General features: G+C 66.5%; 20 protein-coding genes and 1 tRNA gene. 7 read left to right on the top strand and 14 right to left on the bottom strand.

Features of this window, described 5'->3' with window-relative positions:
- Positions 1-27: 27 nt before the first annotated feature.
- From LFT45_RS04055 to LFT45_RS04040, 4 genes are all read right to left on the bottom strand, one after another.
- Entirely contained in the window at positions 28-354 is a 327-nt protein-coding gene (locus LFT45_RS04055) for a hypothetical protein (protein ID WP_111901962.1), read from the bottom strand.
- A 100-nt stretch (positions 355-454) separates the two neighbouring features.
- Complete coding sequence (ispF, locus tag LFT45_RS04050) at positions 455-967, bottom strand: 2-C-methyl-D-erythritol 2,4-cyclodiphosphate synthase (protein ID WP_236806845.1); 513 nt, start codon at positions 965-967, stop codon at positions 455-457.
- Between the two features lie 23 nt (positions 968-990).
- Positions 991-1,773 (bottom strand): 2-C-methyl-D-erythritol 4-phosphate cytidylyltransferase, encoded by a 783-nt coding sequence (gene ispD / locus LFT45_RS04045; protein WP_236806835.1) that lies wholly within the window; start codon positions 1,771-1,773, stop codon positions 991-993.
- Positions 1,774-1,944: 171 nt separating this feature from the next.
- Positions 1,945-2,427 (bottom strand): CarD family transcriptional regulator, encoded by a 483-nt coding sequence (locus LFT45_RS04040; protein ID WP_003801164.1) that lies wholly within the window; start codon positions 2,425-2,427, stop codon positions 1,945-1,947.
- Between the two features lie 324 nt (positions 2,428-2,751).
- Here LFT45_RS04040 and LFT45_RS04035 point away from each other — a divergent pair, with 324 nt between their 5' ends.
- Positions 2,752-3,396 carry a hypothetical protein gene (locus tag LFT45_RS04035; RefSeq protein WP_440158143.1) on the top strand — a complete coding sequence of 215 codons (645 nt, stop codon included), beginning with the start codon at positions 2,752-2,754 and terminating at the stop codon, positions 3,394-3,396.
- A 173-nt stretch (positions 3,397-3,569) separates the two neighbouring features.
- Here the strand turns inward: LFT45_RS04035 and LFT45_RS04030 are convergent, their stop codons facing one another.
- On the bottom strand, positions 3,570-4,250 hold the full coding sequence (locus LFT45_RS04030) for a response regulator transcription factor (protein WP_111901965.1): 681 nt from the start codon (positions 4,248-4,250) through the stop codon (positions 3,570-3,572).
- Positions 4,247-5,518, bottom strand: coding sequence for an ATP-binding protein (locus LFT45_RS04025; protein ID WP_236808951.1), 1,272 nt, complete (start codon positions 5,516-5,518; stop codon positions 4,247-4,249). Before LFT45_RS04025 ends, LFT45_RS04030 begins: the two co-directional genes overlap by 4 nt.
- 203 nt (positions 5,519-5,721) lie before the next feature.
- Here LFT45_RS04025 and phoU point away from each other — a divergent pair, with 203 nt between their 5' ends.
- The gene (phoU, locus tag LFT45_RS04020) at positions 5,722-6,384 is read left to right on the top strand and encodes a phosphate signaling complex protein PhoU (protein WP_236806833.1); all 663 of its coding nucleotides are present in this window, start codon (positions 5,722-5,724) and stop codon (positions 6,382-6,384) included.
- Between the two features lie 101 nt (positions 6,385-6,485).
- On the opposite strand, the gene LFT45_RS04015 is transcribed toward phoU, so the two are convergent.
- A complete protein-coding gene (locus tag LFT45_RS04015; RefSeq protein WP_236806831.1) occupies positions 6,486-7,232 on the bottom strand; it encodes a phosphoglyceromutase in 747 nt (248 codons plus the stop codon).
- 102 nt (positions 7,233-7,334) lie between these two features.
- On the opposite strand from LFT45_RS04015, the gene LFT45_RS04010 reads away from it, so the two are divergent.
- Complete coding sequence (locus LFT45_RS04010; RefSeq protein WP_236806830.1) at positions 7,335-8,156, top strand: class I SAM-dependent methyltransferase; 822 nt, start codon at positions 7,335-7,337, stop codon at positions 8,154-8,156.
- Positions 8,157-8,177: 21 nt separating this feature from the next.
- Here the strand turns inward: LFT45_RS04010 and LFT45_RS04005 are convergent, their stop codons facing one another.
- Together LFT45_RS04005 and LFT45_RS04000 are read right to left on the bottom strand one after the other, a co-directional pair.
- Positions 8,178-8,534, bottom strand: a complete 357-nt coding sequence (locus tag LFT45_RS04005) for a DUF2516 family protein (RefSeq protein WP_102972649.1) — start codon at positions 8,532-8,534, stop codon at positions 8,178-8,180.
- Between the two features lie 9 nt (positions 8,535-8,543).
- Positions 8,544-9,728, bottom strand: a complete 1,185-nt coding sequence (locus LFT45_RS04000; RefSeq protein WP_236806828.1) for a trans-sulfuration enzyme family protein — start codon at positions 9,726-9,728, stop codon at positions 8,544-8,546.
- Between the two features lie 108 nt (positions 9,729-9,836).
- Here LFT45_RS04000 and tmk point away from each other — a divergent pair, with 108 nt between their 5' ends.
- The 3 genes from tmk to LFT45_RS03985 all read left to right on the top strand — a co-directional run bounded on the left by tmk (position 9,837) and on the right by LFT45_RS03985 (position 13,279).
- Entirely contained in the window at positions 9,837-10,502 is a 666-nt protein-coding gene (gene tmk, locus LFT45_RS03995) for a dTMP kinase (protein ID WP_236806826.1), read from the top strand.
- Positions 10,499-11,641 carry a DNA polymerase III subunit delta' gene (locus tag LFT45_RS03990; protein ID WP_236806820.1) on the top strand — a complete coding sequence of 381 codons (1,143 nt, stop codon included), beginning with the start codon at positions 10,499-10,501 and terminating at the stop codon, positions 11,639-11,641. The genes tmk and LFT45_RS03990 overlap by 4 nt, the downstream gene beginning before the upstream one ends.
- A 63-nt stretch (positions 11,642-11,704) precedes the next feature.
- A complete protein-coding gene (locus tag LFT45_RS03985) occupies positions 11,705-13,279 on the top strand; it encodes an alpha/beta hydrolase (RefSeq protein ID WP_236808949.1) in 1,575 nt (524 codons plus the stop codon).
- Between the two features lie 8 nt (positions 13,280-13,287).
- On the opposite strand, the gene LFT45_RS03980 is transcribed toward LFT45_RS03985, so the two are convergent.
- On the bottom strand, positions 13,288-14,067 hold the full coding sequence (locus tag LFT45_RS03980; RefSeq protein WP_236806818.1) for an HAD family hydrolase: 780 nt from the start codon (positions 14,065-14,067) through the stop codon (positions 13,288-13,290).
- Positions 14,068-14,291: 224 nt separating this feature from the next.
- On the opposite strand from LFT45_RS03980, the gene LFT45_RS03975 reads away from it, so the two are divergent.
- Positions 14,292-14,364 (top strand) — tRNA-Thr (locus LFT45_RS03975).
- A 230-nt stretch (positions 14,365-14,594) separates the two neighbouring features.
- Here LFT45_RS03975 and LFT45_RS23330 read toward each other — a convergent pair.
- The 4 genes from LFT45_RS23330 to LFT45_RS03955 form a co-directional block, all read right to left on the bottom strand.
- On the bottom strand, positions 14,595-14,783 hold the full coding sequence (locus tag LFT45_RS23330) for a hypothetical protein (RefSeq protein ID WP_336885601.1): 189 nt from the start codon (positions 14,781-14,783) through the stop codon (positions 14,595-14,597).
- 354 nt (positions 14,784-15,137) lie between these two features.
- Positions 15,138-15,578, bottom strand: coding sequence for a hypothetical protein (locus LFT45_RS03965; protein WP_236806816.1), 441 nt, complete (start codon positions 15,576-15,578; stop codon positions 15,138-15,140).
- Positions 15,579-15,688: 110 nt separating this feature from the next.
- The gene (locus tag LFT45_RS03960; RefSeq protein ID WP_236806814.1) at positions 15,689-16,108 is read right to left on the bottom strand and encodes a hypothetical protein; all 420 of its coding nucleotides are present in this window, start codon (positions 16,106-16,108) and stop codon (positions 15,689-15,691) included.
- Positions 16,109-16,525: 417 nt separating this feature from the next.
- Entirely contained in the window at positions 16,526-17,524 is a 999-nt protein-coding gene (locus LFT45_RS03955) for a hypothetical protein (protein ID WP_236806812.1), read from the bottom strand.
- Positions 17,525-17,530: the final 6 nt, after the last annotated feature.

Below are 17,530 nucleotides of genomic sequence, written 5' to 3'. Positions count from 1 at the left end.
CAGATTAGCCGATGCCTTTGTCCCCGCTTACTTGCAGACCTCGCCGATCCGGTTGTTCTGCCTGGCGAGTTCAGCCGTCTGCTCCGAACTCTTGTTTCCCAGGGAAGTGCCGGCCACCTGCTTCATGATGTCGGCCATCTTCTGGATGGGGTCGGCGACGTTCTGGGCCACCTTGTCGGCGACTTCCTGGTAGTGCTTGGCGATCTGGTCGGCTTGCTGCTGCTGGTTGCCCGTGGGCTTGAAAGTGTCGCCCTGTAGGAACTTGCAGCTCTCCTCCACGCTCATGCGGGGGCTGCCGGCACAGCCGGCCAGAAGCATCCCTGCGATCACGACGGCGGGAAGCAGCTTTTTCACGGCGGGTCTCCTGGGATTGCGGTACTGGTGCTTATTCCAGCGTAGGTGATTTGGCTGCAGGTGCGGACAGCCGCCCTGCGGGCCGGTTACCGCGGGACCGCTACGCCGCGGGGTAGACCAGGGCCGTCGCCACAGCGGAAATGCCTTCGCCGCGGCCGGTGAAGCCGAGGCCGTCACTGGTGGTGGCGGTAACGCTGACCGGGGCGCCTGCCGCCTCGGTGAGGACGCGCTGGGACTCTTCCCGGCGCGGGCCGAACTTGGGCCGGTTGCCCACGAACTGCACCGCAATATTGCCGATCTCGAATCCTGCTGCCCTAACGATCCGGGCTGCTTCGGCCAGGAGCGTGACTCCGGAGGCCCCTGCGAATTCGGGCCGGTCTGTGCCGAAGTGAGTGCCCAGATCGCCGATCCCGCAGGCGGAGAACAGTGCATCGGCGGCGGCGTGCGCCACGGGATCGCCGTCGGAATGGCCGGCGAGGCCCCGCTCCCCCTCCCAGAAAAGCCCGCCCAGCCAGAGCGGCTGCGGGTCGCTGTCCGGGGCAAAGGCGTGCACGTCGATGCCGATGCCTGTCCGGGGCAGGAGTACCGGGGTCCGCGAAGCGTTGTGGGTCATGGTGCCTTCCGTCATGTGCTTGGTCAGCCCTCCACCCAGCGGGCGCCGAGGGGTCCCTCGAGCAGGCCCTCGGCGATGATGAGGTCCAGCGGTGTGGTGATTTTCAGGGACTGGCTGGCTCCCCGGACGGCGTGCACCGGCACGCCGAGAAGCTCCACCAGCATGGCGTCGTCGGTCACCGCGGCGGCCTGGTGGTCATCGAAGCCCGAGGCCGCTTCGTGTGCCTGCCGCAGCACGGATGTCTTGAAGCCCTGCGGGGTCTGGACTGCCCGCAGCTCCTCGCGGGGGGCGGTGCCGGTGACGAGTTCAGGTGCAATGTCCGTGGCCGGCCCCTCGGTGGCGGCGACCGTCTTGACCGTATCCACCACCGGAATCACCGGAATTACCGCATCGGCGCCGGCAGCCAGTGCCTGGGCCACCCGGTGGAAAACCTGCTCCGGCGCCAGGGCGCGGGCGGCGTCATGGACCAGCACCGCTTCGGTGCCGTCCTCGACGGCGGCCAGAGCGGAACGGACGGAATCCGCCCGGGACGCCCCGCCGTCGACCATTGTGAGGAGCGGGCCGCCGTCGACCAGCTCCACCCGGAAGTCTTCGCAGAGCCGGCGGAGTTCCTCATCACCGGCCGGCAGCGCGATGCAGACCTGGCTGGCAATGCCTGCCGCGACGATCCCGCGGAGCGCGTGCATCAGGATCGGTTCACCGCCCAAGGGCACGGCGGCCTTCGGCATGCCATACCCCAGCCTCTGCCCGGAACCGGCGGCGACGAGGATCACGGCGGTCACGGGGCGCTTGGGTGCAGTGTTCATGCGCTCTAGCCTACGTCCCAGCCGCACTCCCCTCCATGAACCGCCGGATGAGAACTGAGTCGCAGCTGAGGGCCTTCTCACCGCTGGGAACGCCCTCAGCTGCTACCTGGATGGGTGTTTTTGGGCAAGAAGAAACCCCGGCGGCACTTTGCCACCGGGGTTCAATTCTTTTTAGGAAGCCAAGACCTCGTCGAGAACGCTTGCAGCCTTCTCTTCGTCGGTCTTTTCAGCCAGGGCCAATTCTGAGATCAGAATCTGCCGGGCCTTGGCCAGCATTCGCTTCTCGCCTGCGGAAAGGCCCCGATCGTGATCCCGGCGCCACAGGTCTCGGACGACCTCTGCAACCTTGATGACGTCACCGGAAGCAAGCTTCTCCAGATTTGCCTTGTAACGACGCGACCAGTTGGTGGGCTCCTCAGTGAACTCGGCACGGAGCACGTCAAACACGTGCTCCAAACCGTCTTTGCCCACTACGTCGCGAACCCCAACAAGGTCAACGTTCTCTGCTGGAACTTCAATGGTCAGATCACCCTGAGCCACCTTGAGCTTGAGATACATCTTCTCTTCGCCCTTGACAGTGCGCATCTTGATTTCTTCAATTTTTGCTGCACCGTGGTGAGGGTAAACTACTGTCTCGCCGACCTCAAAAACCATGTGGACTTTCCCCTTTCCCGCAGACCAGTTTATCACGATTAAGGCATATGACTGGCATGGATACGGCCCCGGAACCCCGTCAATCCGCGGAAAATAGCCGAAATCAGCCGCTCAGACCCCTTGACGGATGCGAACAATAGTGCATCGTATGCGGGCCCACAAGCGTTACGCGCGGGTAGTTGCGGGTCCCCTCGACGGTCCCAAGGGTGCCTTGAGTCGCGTCGGAGGGGCCGGTCATGTGGAGGGGCCGAATCCGTGTTTGGCCCTCTTTGCCGATAGGCTAGGCCTGAAAACTGTTTCAAGACTTTTCAAGGAGTGCGTGACGTGCGTTTCACTGCGATGAACCGGGGCCAGAGCGGCAAAATGGCAATGGCGGCAGCCGCCCTGAGCGTCGGCCTGCTGGCCCTGACGGGCTGCGGCTACGTCAACGCCCAGCAGACCTCTCACCAGTACGCCGCCTCCGACGGAACCCGCGCCGAGGTCGGACCGGTGCAGCTGCGCAACATGCTGATCGTTTCCGCGGGCGAGAACCAGCCGGGCCGCGTCATCGGTGCCGTCTACAACTCCTCTTCGAAGGACGTCAAGGTCACCCTCAAGGGAGCCGAAGGTGCGCAGACTGAAGTTTCCGTCAAGCAGAACGCCTACACCCTGCTGAACGAATCCGCGGACGAAGCCATCCTCAGCACCACCGGCGGCAAGCCCGGATCCCTCGTGGACGTCCAGGTCACCGAGGATGGCACCAACGTCAACAAGACCGTGAAGATTCCGGTGGTGGACGGCACGCTGAAGGAATACGCCGCCTACCTTCCGGGCGGCACGCCCAGCGGAACTGCCACGCCGGGCGGGTCTGCAACGCCTAGCCAGACTGCGGCGCCGGGCGGAACCGCAACGCCTGGCCAGACTGCAGCGCCGGGCGAGACTGCAGCGCCGAGCGACACTGCCTCGGCCGCGCCCACAGAAAGCCACTAGCAGCGCTGGCCGCTGACGGCCGCATACTAGGGCAGCAATACGAACAAAGGAGGGGTTCCCGGCCGGGAACCCCTCCTTTCTTCGTATTATCGGTGCTTTGTGGTGCCGGCCCCGCGCCGGAATCGTGCCCCGGCACCTAACCCGGGCACCTTCGCCGGGGCCGGCACCAATTCCTACGGCTCGAACTTGTAGCCGAGCCCGCGCACGGTGACCAGATACCGCGGCAGGGACGGGTCAGGCTCGATCTTGCTGCGCAGGCGCTTCACGTGGACATCAAGCGTTTTCGTGTCGCCCACGTAGTCGGAGCCCCAGACCCTGTCGATCAGCTGGCCCCGCGTCAGCACGCGGCCGGAGTTGCGCAGGAGCATCTCCAGCAGTTCGAACTCCTTCAGCGGCAGCGACACCTGCTCGCCGCCGACACTCACCACGTGCCGCTCGATGTCCATCCGCACCGGACCGGCGTGCACGGTGGAGGCGATGAGTTCCTCCGGCTCGCCCTGGCGCCGCAGCACCGCGCGGACGCGGGCCACCAGCTCGCGGGAGGAGTAGGGCTTGGTGACGTAGTCGTCCGCGCCCAGCTCCAGCCCTACCACCTTGTCGATCTCGGTGTCTTTGGCGGTCAACATGATGACCGGGACGGTGGAGCGCTGGCGCAGCTGCCGGCAGACCTCCGTGCCGGACTGTCCCGGCAGCTGCAGGTCGAGCAGCACGAGGTCTGCCCCGTTGCGGTCGAATTCCGTGATGGCATCGAGGCCGTTGTCCACGACCTCCACCTCGAATCCTTCCTTGCCCAGTAGATAGGACAGGGGATCGCTGAACGACTCCTCATCCTCGACAATAAGAATCCTGCTCAAGCGTTAGCTCCTCGTTCGTGGACGCCGGCGGCGTCGTGTGGTTCGGTGGCCTGTGGCGGCCGGTCGGGCTGGCCCTGCGGTGAGCCGGGGGCCGGGGTGTTGGCTTGCTGGGCAGTACGGGCGCGCGGTTCCGGCGCGGACGAGTCTTCCTGCCCTTCCATCTCCGGCAGCCGGAGGGTGAAGGTGGAGCCCTGGCCGGGCTGGGACCAGAGCGTGACTTCCCCGCCGTGGTTGGAAACAACGTGCTTGACAATGCTCAGGCCCAGGCCGGTTCCGCCGGTGTGGCGGGACCGGGCCGCATCCACCCGGTAGAAACGCTCGAACACGCGTTCCTGGTCCTCGGGTGACAGGCCCTCGCCCTGGTCCGTGACGGAGACAGAAACCAGTCCTTCCCTGGACCGAACTCCGATGCCTACGCGGGTGTTCTCCGGCGAATACCGGATGGCGTTGTCAATGAGGTTGCGCAGCGCCGTGACCAGCAGGTCCCGGTCGCCGTAGACCTTCGCCTCCGCGCGGCCGCCAATAACGATCTGGATGTTCTTGCTCTCGGCGGGCAGCTGCGACCGGTCGACGGCTTCGGAGATGACGTCGTTGATGTCCACGGGGTGCCCCTGCTGCGCCACGTTCGCGCCCTGCAGCCGTGACAGCTCGATGATGTCCTGCACCAGCGCGGCGAGGCGGGCCGACTCCTTGTGCATGCGTTTGGCGAAGCGGCGGACGGCGTCCTCGTCGTCCGCCGACGATTCCAGCGCTTCAGCCAGCAGCGAGATGGCACCCACCGGCGTCTTCAGTTCGTGCGACACGTTGGCCACGAAGTCGTTGCGGATCTCCTCGGTCCGGGTGATCTCGGTGCGGTCATCGGCCAGCAAGACAATATATTCCTCACCAAGCATTGCTGCCCGCACCTGCACGATGATGGTTCCCTGGCCGAGCGGTCCACGGGGCAGTTCAAGCTGCCGCTCCAGGATCACGCCGTCCCGCCGGACGTTCGCCGTCATGTCCAGCAGCTCGCGGTGCACCACCGTGTGGCCGCGCACCAGGCCGTAGGCGTAGGCCGCGGGGCTGGCCCGGACGACGCCGTCGATCGCGTCCACCACCACGAACGCCTGCCCGACGACGGCGAGGACTTCCGCGGACCCCTGGGGCAGCGCCGGTTCGTCGTACTCAATGTCCACGAGTTCTCGCTGCTTCTCGCTGGCCCGGAAGGCGAGCACGCCAAAGACGCCGAACGACAGGCCCAGCAGGCCGGCGATGACACCTAACAGCATTGGATCCACGCCTCCAGCTTATGCTTCCGGGAACCCCGGACATCCGATAAACGGCCCACGCGGTGGGGATTCAGCTAACGTTCATCTTGAGGTGTGTAACAGTTCACCGAACACTGGAAGAGTGTGCGGTTGGACTGCCGGAACGGTGACACGAAATTCTGACCGCCGCGGCGGGGCGGAGTTTCCAAGGAAAGGACGCCTACGTGCGCAAGGTTTTTCAGGAGGAGCTGGCCCATGTGGGCGAGGACCTCATCGAGATTTCAAAGCTGGTCAGTGAAGCGATCGGCAAGGCAACGACGTCGTTCGAGAGTGCCGACGTCGATCTGGCGCAGGACGTCATCGCCGCGGACGCCAGGATCGACTTCCTGCAGAACAGCCTCGACGAGCGCGCCATCGACATCCTGGCCCTGCAGGGCCCCGTGGCCAGCGACCTGCGCATGATCGTCGGGTCGCTCCGGATGAGCGCATCCCTGGAGCGGATGGGCGATCTTGCCCGCCACATTGCCCAACTGGCCCGGCTGCGCTTCCCCTCCATGGTGATCCCGGAGTCCCTGACCGGAACGTTCAAGAGCTTTGCCGAGCAGGACATCGAGATCGCGAACAAGCTCACCCAGTTGCTGGAAACCCGCGACCTCGAGGTGGCCCGCGACATCCTCAAGGCCAACTCAGCGGTGAACGATCTCCACCTCAGTGTCTTCAAGGCGATCGCCCGCCCCGACTGGCAGGAATCCCCGGCCACCACCGTGGACGTTGCACTGGCCAGCCGCTACTTCGAGCGGTTCGCGGATCACGGCGTATCCGTGGCGCAGAAGGTCACCTACCTCGTGACGGGCGCCTGGCACCCGAACAGCATCGAGCACGGCTAACCCAAAAACTGCAGTAAATAAAACGGACGACGCCGGCTGGTCACCTGAGGTGACCGGCCGGCGTCGTCCGTTGTGGTTTCGCCAGGCTCAACCTGCGAAGTTTACTTCTTGCCCTGGTTCGCGACCGCGAGGATGGCCTGCTCGGCTGCCTCGGGGTCGAGGTAGGTGCCGCCCGGGGTGATCGGCTGGAAGTTCTCGTCCAGGTCGTAGACCAGCGGAATACCGGTGGGGATGTTCACGCTGGCGATGGCGTCGTCGCTGATGCCGTCCAGGTGCTTGACCAGGGCGCGCAGGGAGTTGCCGTGGGCGGTGACCAGGACGGTCTTGCCGGCCTTCAGGTCTTCCTTGATGTCCGATTCCCAGTACGGGAGCAGGCGGATGAGGACGTCCTTGAGGCACTCGGTGCGCGGCATTTCGTCGCCGAGGTCCGCGTAGCGGGGATCGCGGGACTGGGAGAACTCGCTGCTGTCGTCCAGTACGGGCGGCGGGGTGTCGTAGGAACGGCGCCACAGCATGAACTGGTCCTCGCCGAATTCGGCCAGCGTCTGGGCCTTGTCCTTGCCCTGCAGGGCACCGTAGTGGCGCTCGTTGAGGCGCCAGTCGCGCTTGACGGGGATCCAGCCACGGTCGGCCTTGTCCAGGGAGATGTTGGCCGTGTTGATGGCCCGCTTCAGGAGCGAGGTGTAGAGGATGTCCGGGAGAATGTTGTTCTCAACCAGCAGTTCCCCACCGCGTGCTGCTTCCTCGCGGCCCTGGTCGTTCAGGTCTACATCCACCCAGCCGGTGAACAGGTTCTTGGCGTTCCATTCGCTGTGGCCGTGGCGCAGCAGAATCAGCTTGTAAGTCATGATTTTCATCCTAGCCGAGCGCGGCCCACGGGTGCCGAGAGTTACATCACGCGGCAGGATTGCCCGCAACCCGTAGGCAGGCCTCCCCGTTAAGCTGGTGCCGTGGTGCAGAAAGCAGAGCGCGTGGTGACCAACCGGAACAGCCGCGGCAGGCCGGTGGGCAACGTGACCCGCGGCACCACCAACCCGAACCGCATGCGCCGGCTGGACAGGTGGCTGGCCGGGCCGCAGGCCTGGCGGCTTCGGAGGGCAGCCGACCCGCTCGTGGTGGACCTCGGCTACGGCGCTTCGCCGGCCACCGCCGTCGAACTCTTTGAACGGCTCCGGGCGGTACGGCCGGACGTGCGGGTCTGCGGGATCGAGATTGAACCGGAGCGGGTGCGCGCAGCCAAGGCCCTGGAGCGCCCCGGCCTGAGTTTCCACAACGGCGGATTCGAGCTTCCGGTGCCCGGGAATCCGGTGTTCGTGCGCGCGTTCAACGTCCTGCGGCAGTACGAGGAAGCGGATGTCCGCGGCATCTGGGAACTGGTGCAGGGCCGGCTGGCTCCGGATGGCCTGTTCATCGACGGGACGTGCGACGAGATAGGCCGCCGCTCCGCCTGGATTGCCCTTGATGTTGAGCGTCCGCTGAGTCTCACAATGTCAGTGCGGTTCGGGAGTTTCGGGCTGCCGTCCGAGATCGCGGAACGCTTGCCCAAGGCGCTCATCCACCGCAATGTCCCCGGCGAACGCATCCACACGCTGCTGCAGGCGATGGACCGGGCCTGGCTCGAGGCGGCGCCCTTGGCGCCCTTTGGAAACAGGCAACGGTGGACGGCCATGTGTCGGGCGCTGCTCGACGGCGGGTGGCCGGTGCAGGATGGCCCCTCGCGCTGGCGGCTGGGGGAACTTACCGTGGGCTGGGAAGCTGTGGCGCCGGGCTGACGCCGCGGGCGAAAATTGGGGTCACCAGGGGCCGTAAGGGCCCATGTTCCGGCTGCCGCCACGGCCGGCGTCCTTTACGGCCGGGCGGACGTCAGCCAGGTAGACGGAGGCCGCAACCACGGCTCCGAGGCCAAACAGGCCAAGCGGGCCGAGGAGACCGCCAGATCCGCCGCCGAGCACAGACAGTGCGCCGACGGCCAGGCTGCCGCCGGTCAATGCCAGCCAGAACGTTTTGGTGCGCTTGCCAACAGCTTCAAAGGCGTTTGGCCGGTGGCGGACGCAGTCAAAGAAGGCCCACACCTCGAGGGCCAGTGCTATCAGCCCCAGGATGTAGTAGACCGTGCTCTCAACGTAGAAAATCAGTAGTCGTCCGTCCACCAGCCCAGCCTATCGGTCCAGGGCGTCGAGCGCCTGCTTCAAATCGGCCCAGAGGTCCTCGACGTTTTCGATGCCGACGCTCAGGCGCACCAGGTTCTCGGGGACGCTGGCCGGTTCCGCGGCGTGCCGCCGCCGCCGCTCTATGAGCGACTCAACGCCGCCAAGGGAGGTGGCCGGCAGCCACAGGTTCAGGGCACGCACCAGCTTGTCCGCGGTTTCGGAAGCGCTGAGTCCGCCGGCGGCGGCCACCTGGACGCAGAGGATGGAGCCAAAGCCTGTCATCTGGGACTTGGCCAGATCGTGGCCAGGATCCGACACCAGGCCCGGGTAGCGCACATTTTCCAAGGCCGGGTGTGCGCTGAGACGTTCGGCCAGCACCGCCGCCGATGCCTGGGAACGCTCAATGCGCAGGGCCAGCGTCCGCAGGCCGCGCAGCGCCAGCCATGCTTCGAAGGGACCGGCGATTCCGCCGTGGATGATGCGGTGGTGAAGAAGTGTTTCGCGCAGGTCCGCGTCCGAGGTCACCAGGGCGCCCAGCACCACGTCGGAGTGGCCGGCCAGGTACTTGGTCACCGAGTGCAGCACGACGTCGGACCCCAGGCTGAGCGGCTGCTGCTCCAGAGGGGTGGAGAAGGTGTTGTCCGTGACGACGACGGCGCCGGCCTCGTGGGCGGCCTGGGTCAGGGCACGGATGTCCGCGATGCCGAGCATCGGGTTGGTGGGGCTTTCGAGCCACAGCATGTCTGCCGGCTTGCCGCCCTGCGGTGCTATCTGGGCCCGGACCGCTTCGGTGTCCGCGATGTCCACGGTGCGGAGCTCGAGAAGGCCTTTTTCGGCCAGTTCGGCGGCCATGACCAGCGAACCGGAATAGCTGTGGGACGGCATCACCAGGACGCCCCCGTTGGGGATCAGCGAGAGTGCCGAACTGACCGCGGCCAGGCCCGAGGAGTACAGCAGGCCCGGCAGCGAGGCGCCTTCGAGCTGGCCGAGGGCCTCTTCAAAGGGGTCCCACGTGGGGTTGGAGTAGCGGCCGTAGCCCCGGTCGCCGTCGTCGAGCGCGCCGGTGCCGAAATAGGTGGAGGAGAGCACGATGGGCGGGTTGACGGGCGCATCGTGTTCACGGGGCGGACGGCCGGCGGCCACGACCACCGTTTCGGCAGACAGGGATGCGGCATGCTGATCGGAAAGACTCATGGTCAAAGGGTACGTTGGGTGCCTGCCCGCTGCGAAAGCGGCTGCTTCCGGCCGGATGCGGAAGCGGGCGCCGGGCATTTTTCGTCGGTGGATCGGTAGGCTGGATAGGTGAATACGCAGAGCTCCGGACTTTTCATCGCCTTCGAGGGCGGTGACGGTGCCGGCAAGTCAACCCAGGCGGCCCGGCTGGCCGGCTCACTGGAATCGCGCGGCCTCACCGTCCTGCGCACCCGGGAACCCGGCGGGACGCCCATCGGCGAGAAGCTCCGTTCCCTGGTGCTGGACCACGGCCACGGCCACATCGACGCCCACACCGAAGCCCTGATCTTCGCCGCCTCCCGGGCCGCGCACGCCAGCCAGATCATCAGGCCGGCCCTGGCCCGCGGCGAGGTGGTGCTCACGGACCGCTACATCGACTCCTCGGTGGCATACCAGGGCGCCGGCCGCGCGCTCGGCACGGATGCCGTGCGGAGCGTCAATGAGTGGGCCACGTCCGGGCTGCAGCCGGACCTGACGGTGCTCCTGGACGTCCACCCGGCCGAGGGCCGCAGCCGCCGCACCGCCGGGGATGCTGCCGAGGACCGGCTGGAATCGGAAGCCGACGAGTTCCACGCCCGGATCCGTCAGGCGTTCCTGGACCTCGCCGCGGCCAGGCCGGATAGCTACCTGGTGCTGGAGGCAGGGCGGCCCGTCGAGGACATCGCGGGACGGATCCTGGCCCGCGTCGAGCAGCTCCTCGCCCGGACCGGCGCTGAGCGGCAGGGACGGCCATGACCGTCTGGGACGACCTGCAGGGCCAGCCAGCCGTCGTCGCACAGCTGCGGCAGGCCGCCATGGGTGAGGGGCTAACGCACGCCTGGCTGTTCACCGGACCTCCGGGTTCCGGCCGTTCCAATGCCGCCAAGGCCTTCGCCGCGGCACTGAACTGCGACCAGGACGACGTCACCATGCGCGGCTGCGGCACCTGCCCGGCGTGCCTGACCATCCTGGGTGAAACCCATGCCGACGTCTCCTTTGTGCGCACCGAGAAGGTGACCATCACCATCGACGAGGCCCGCGAACTCGTGGCCACCGCGGGCAACCGGCCGTCCTCGGCCCGCTGGCGGATCATCGTGGTGGAGGACGCCGACCGCATGGCCGAGCGCACCACCAACGTGCTGCTCAAGGCCATCGAGGAGCCCACCCCCCGCACCATCTGGATGCTGTGCGCGCCCTCCCCCGCGGACGTCCTGGTGACCATCCGTTCGAGGTGCCGGGCAGTGGCGCTGCGGCTTCCGCCCGCGGCAGACGTGGCGGCCCTGCTGGTGAAGCGCGACGGTGTGGACCCGGCCCTCGCTGAGCGGGCGGCGCGGGCCGCCCAGAGCCATGTGGGCATCGCCCGGCGTTTGGCCCGGGATAGCGAGGCCCGGGAACGGCGCCTGGAGACCGTCCGGTTCCCGCTGGGCCTGCGCGGCATTACGGCCGCCGTGATGATGGCTGATAAACTCGTGAAGATCGCCACCGAGGAGGCCACCAGCTCCAATGAGGAGCGCGACGCCGCTGAGAAGGCCGCCCTGCTGGCTACGCTGGGCGCCCCCGAGACCGGGACCCTGCCGCCTGCCATGCGCAGCCAGGTGAAGCAGCTCGAAGACGATCAAAAGAGGCGGGCAAAGCGTTCCATCACCGATTCACTCGACCGGACGCTGACGGACCTTCTCTCGTTCTACCGGGACGTTCTGGTCATCCAGCTGGGGAACGCCGTCGAACTCGTGAACGTTGAACTCAGGAGCGAGCTGGAGGAGTTTGCCCAACGGTCCGGGCCCGAGGTGACACTCGCCCGGATGGACGCCATCAACAACGCACGCAAGCGCATCACCACTACCAACGTCGCACCCCTGTTGGCCGTGGAGTCAATGGCCGCGAGCCTGATCTAAGCCACGCACCGCCCGCCCTCTGACTGACCAAGCTGACGCCGCCTACAAGGAGAACACCGCATGATGTCTGCACCGCCCCTGTCCTCGCGACCCCGGATCCTTGCGGGCGGGATGCGGGCCGCCGGCACCATGGCGCTGGCCCTGCTGCTGGCATCATGCAGTGCCCTTGGCCTCTCCAAGGACGAGTCCTCCCAGGGCGGCTCCACCGGGCAGGCCGACCCCGCAATAGCGGCGGCCGCGCCCGAAGGGCTGAAGGACTTCTACTCCCAGACGATTGTCTGGAAGCCCTGCGAGGACAAGCTGCAGTGCGCCAAGGTCAAGGTGCCGGTGGACTACGCGAAACCGGACGGCGACACGATTGAACTCGCTGCCGTGAAGATCGCCAGCACCGGGAACAAGAAGCAGGGCAGCCTGCTGGTCAACCCCGGCGGACCGGGCGCATCCGGCTATGACTTCGTCAGGGACGCCGGCAACAGCAACTTCTCCGAGGCGGTGCGCGCGAACTACGACCTCATCGGTTTCGATCCCCGCGGCGTCAAGCGCTCCGCACCCGTCACCTGCCTCACCGACAAGGAACGGGACGAGGCGAGGGCAAAGGTCTACACGCCGGAAACCGACGCCGGGCTGGCAGTTCTCCGCGCCGATAACAAGGCCATCGCCGCCAAGTGCGCCGAGCAAACGGGCGCGGTGCTGGGCCACATTGACACGGTCAGCGCGGCCAAGGACCTGGACGTCCTGCGCGCCGTGCTCAACGACTCCAAACTCAACTACATGGGTTTTTCGTACGGCACTTTCCTGGGCTCCACCTACGCGTCGCTCTTCCCGGACAATGTGGGGCGCATGGTCCTTGATGGCGCCATCGATCCGTCCCTCAGCGCTGAGGAGCTGACTCTGGGCCAGGCCCGGGCCTTCGAGAAGGCGCTGCGTGCCTACGTGGAACATTGCCTCGGGGAGGAGGGGTGCCCCCTGACCGGAACGGCCGACGACGGCCTCCAGCAGATCCGCGACCTCATCAACTCCGTGATCCAGACTCCGCGTACGGCCAAGGACAGCCGGCTGGTGGCCGGCAATACCTTCGTCAGCGGCATCGTCGTTCCGCTGTACGCCAACGAAAGCTGGCCGGCTCTGACGCAGGCACTGGACGCGGCCATGAAGGGCGACGTCAGCCCCATGCTTCGCCTGGCCGACCTGGGCGCGAACCGGTCCCCCAACGGCAAATACACGTCCAACACGGCTCTGGCCTTCAGCGCCATCAACTGCCTGGACTACCCCACGAGCAGCGATCCCGCGGTCATGCGCGCCGAGGAGCAGCGGCTTCGTGAAGCCTCCCCCACGCTGGGCTACTTCTTCGCCTACGGCGGGGCGAACTGCGCGGACTGGCCGTACAAGAACGTCCGGACCCCCGCCGCCGTCAAGTACAGCGGCTCAGCGCCGATCGTCGTCGTCGGTACCACCGGCGACCCGGCCACGCCGGTGGAGTGGGCGAGCGAACTGCGGAAGCAGCTGGGCAACGCGTCTCTGCTGACCTTCAAGGGTGAGGGCCACACCGCCTACGGCCGGTCCAACACCTGCATCACCAGCGCTGTGGACAAGTACCTCGTGGAAGGCAAGGAGCCGGCGGACAACACCGTCTGCTGACCCGAGCCTCAAAGCCGGGCAGCGCGCCGCTCCAGTAGTGCCGGGAAATCCTTGATCGAGGGCACGACGTCGGTGGCACCGGCGCCGCGAAGCGCCGCCTCGGAGTGCGACCCGGTCAGCACCCCGGCAGCCACGGAAGCCCCGGCGCGCAGGCCGGAATGGATGTCCGAGGCGGAGTCCCCCACCACGGCCACCTTCCGGACGTCGTCGATGTCGAGGGCCAGGACCGCTGTCAGCACCATGTCCGGGAACGGCCTGCCCCTGCCGGCGTCCGCCGGGCACAGGCTGAGGTCCGCCAGGCCCATCCAACCCAGCGATTCGAGCACCATGTTCTGCGTGTGGCGCCCGAAGCCGGTAGCCAGGCAGACCTTGATGCCGGCGTCCCGGAGCCAGCCGATGGCGTCCTCGGCCCCCGGCACGGCCCGGACTCCGCCGTCGGCGATGAGTTCGTCGCAGTTCAGCTCGAACCTCTTGTTGGCGCTGGCCGCCGCCTGGGGATCGTCAAACAGTTCGGCGAAAACCGTCATCCGGGAGATGCCGGAACGCTCCCGAGCGTAGCGCAGCATGCCTTCGAAGCGCGCCGAGCCGGCCGCGACTCCCTGTTCCACCAGCGTGCGGGACATCGCGCGGTCCATGAGGCCGCCGTCGTACACGGTTGTCCCCACCATGGCCAGCACCGCGAGCCGGACCGGCAGTCCATGCTCTGCCGCCTCCGCATCCGCATCTGCATCGGCCGAGAGGGCAGTGCGTCCTGTGCTGCCCGTTGAAATCGTGCTGTTGAGTGTCATGGTTGAGCTCCTTTGCCGCTGGTGCGCAGGCATGCTGCGACACACTGTCGGATCCAGCATTCCCGCCGCTGCTGTTGGTGGCCTGAACCGGATACAACGGAGGAATGAACGTCCTGCCAACGTCAATCGCAGCCTGCGGGCCGCTCATTTTGACCCGGACACGGGGACTCTATTACAGTTGACTCTTGCATGAACCGGCCGGTTTCCCGGTTGATTGGTGCGGTGCTTCCTTAGCTCAGTCGGTAGAGCGTTTCACTCGTAATGAAAAGGTCATCAGTTCGATTCTGATAGGAAGCTCGGGAAGAACCCCGTATTGTCGCTGGTTCGGCGGCGGTACGGGGTTTTTTGCTGGTTTCGCCCGAAGGCGCCATCCGCCTGGGGCACATCTTCAGCGCCCTTGGGCGGACGCATCCGTTTCAGCCGATCCGTCCGGCCGCTTTCCGAAAAGGCCCAGACTATCTGCTGTGTGCGGCTTGCCGGGTCGGGGGAACCACACCCGGCAGCCGATGCACCACCTGGCACCCGGGTCAGGCCGGGTTGACGTGCACGATGATGACCTGGACGTCCTTCGATCCGTCGTAGCGGAGGTCATAGGTGACCAAGAGCCCGGTGGACGTGCCAGGACTTACTGCGAAGTTGCTTTTGTCCTCGGGTTTCCTGGATATGGATTCGATCCAGCCCTCGGCCGAGTCTGTGTCGATGCCGTAGCGGTCCACCCCATCGCGGATCAGTGCGAAGAGTTCGGCACTACTGTCGGCTGTGAGGAAGTACGTGACCTCGCGGAAGTTGGGCCGGGTGCCCTTCCGTTCAGCCGCAGCCGGTCGGTCCGGGCGCTAACCGTTCCGGTGGGCCATTCGATGTCCGAGGCCATTGTGCCGTCGCTGATTCTTACAGCGGGGCCTGGCTCGTGCCGTGCTCCAGCCCAAAGCTTTCCCTGGTCAACTGCCCCAGGACATGTTCAGGCGGGCGGCTTTCGAACCTTGAAACATTGCGGCCAAGCGTTTCATGGTTCCCCAGTGACTTTGTGATGGTCAGGCCAGGCAAGCGATATGTGGTGGCGGTCCGAGTGGTCACTTCTGCCCCAACTCCAGAAGGTCAATATCGACGTTCCCGGTTCCCGGCTTGGGAGACCCGCGCTTCTTGCGGAGCCGGGTGGCCCGGTACTCGTCGCGGGAGAGGGTATACCCGTACCAGCAGAAGAACCCCGCAAGACCGATGACCCACAGGGCGCCCCAGGAGGGCCCCTGGCCATCCCACAGCGGGCGCAGGAGCAACCAGCAACCCCCGATGAACATGATGCCCGAGAAAGCTGTCAGGATCGCCATGCCCCACCAGGTGCTGACCTGCGCCTGGCCGCGGCCGGGCGTGAACCCGATCTCGTCATCGGGGTAACTGTGCAACTCGCCCACGCTGGTCCTGCGGAGATGCCGCTTCTGGCCCGCTGCGACGGCCTTCTTATGTTCGGCGTACACGGCATCATCGCGCCGCTCACGCTCCCGGTCATAGACCATGGTCAGTCTTCCCGCCCCTTCAGGTCTTGTTTCGCGGACGTCGATGGACCGGTGGCCGCCCTTCGCGTGCAGGTCTGCGCTGGCCGATGCGCGTCCATCACTCCGGCCTATCAGCCCTGGGTGACGGTGAGCCGGAACCACGAGCTGGGGTCGTAGCTCCAGGAGTAGTTACGGCCCTCCCAGGCGGCTTCCCGGGATTCAGCCGTGGAAGTGGTGAGTGTCATCTTGGACTGGATTCCGCTCGGGACTTCCAAAGCGTCAAGCACGCACTTGACGTCGGCGGTCGAGGCTCCGGAGGCCTCATCCGGACCTTTGGTGTCGATGGTGAGGGACGTTCCCGCGGCATCCAGTTGTACGCCCTCGGTGCCGTCGAGGCCGCAGCGGGCTGCGGCACCTTTGAGGCCGGCCGCTGCTTCGGTCCGGGTCGGTGGTACCGGGATCAGGTCCCTTTCAGGAGTCGCGGCGCAGCCGGTGAGGATGGTTGCTGCGGCCGTCAGTGCCAGGGCGGTGCAGCGGGCGGGGATGAACAATGATGTCCTTTCGAACGTTGATCGGCGGCGTGAAGGCCGGGCATTAACGTCGGCCGCCGGACCTTTCGACATAGTCAGCCCATCAGCGCCAGGTAGGAGCGCTGCTCCAGCTGGGCGCTGATCTGCTTGAACATTCCCAACCCTACGCCGACCATGAGCCAACCCGGCAAAGCCAGCCTGGGCCAAGTTTCTTGAGCCAGTATTGATGGGCATCCGGGGAGACCTTGAGTCAGCGAAGGCAGAGTGTTCGTTACCGGCACGGAAGACCGGCCATACGAAGCCCGCAGGCGCCACTTCACGGGCAAAAAAAATAACCCACACACGTCCCCTCCGTCGTCTGGCCCCAGAACCGCGGCGGAGGGGGCCCACCCGTAAGGCAGCACATGACAGCGGCAGCAACGCGGGCAAGCTCGACGACTAGGTGGGGCCGCACGCCGCCGTCACAAACTCGTAGATCTGCCCACGCAGTGCCGTGCCGGCGGCGATCTTCAGCTGCCCCTCGCGGCCTCCCACAGTCACATGCAGGGGCAGCAGCGTGCCCACTTTGTCCTCGGCGATGGCATGCGGATCGCATCGGGCAGGACGGATCCGCAGGCGCAGTTCAGAGCGTGGGGCGCCCTGCGCGATGCGGATGTTCCGCGGCCACGGCTCGTCCGCCGGCTCGGCAATCAGGGTGGTCCCATCGATGCTGGCAATGGTCACCGACCTTATGTCCGTGCCAGCGCCTACCGCTTTTTTCGGGGTGATGACCAGCCGGACGACGGCGGTGCGGGAGTCCGGCGCAACCTCAAGCCTGCGGTCCAGGACGATGTCCGCCACGGCGGCCGCCTCCGCCGCCAGGCACAGCTCCCTGTTGTTCCGTTCCAGGACCCGGAAGGGGTCGCGAGCGCCCGGCGCCACCTGCCGCAGACCGGGCCGCCCGGGCTCCGAATACCTGATGGTGGCGACCGGCTGCTGAATGGTTGATTGCTGCGCGGTTGATCGGTCCCGGCCGCAGACCGGGGCCGGCAGCCGGGCGGGAAGGGTCTTGGGCTGGCCGGGAGGCAGCTCGAGGCTTCCGCCCGCCGGCTCCCACAGGATGTCCCGCTGAAACAGCGGCGACGCCAGTTGCGCCGCGGCTACTGTCAGGGGCCTGCCGGATACGTTGGTGAGCAGGAGCTGGATGGCCTGTTTGCCGTACTGGTCGCGTGACTGGTTGACCTCCACCGTTATCGGCAGCGGTCCAGCAGACTCCTGTGGCTCCGGCACCGTGCAGGCGGCCAGCGCGGGGACCGCCGTCGCCATGGCAACCGCCGCCAGAACAGTCAGCCGGCGGCGGGCGTGCGCCCGGGACCCGTGCGCAGGCGACTTCCGCGGAGGGGACCCGTGCGCGGCAGGGCACGGGCCGAGGACCTGTTGTTCATCCAACAGGCCCACGGCCCC

Origin of the sequence: Arthrobacter sp. FW305-BF8, assembly GCF_021789315.1 — a bacterium.
Lineage (GTDB): Bacteria > Actinomycetota > Actinomycetes > Actinomycetales > Micrococcaceae > Arthrobacter.
This window is presented reverse-complemented; position numbering and strand designations above follow the sequence as displayed.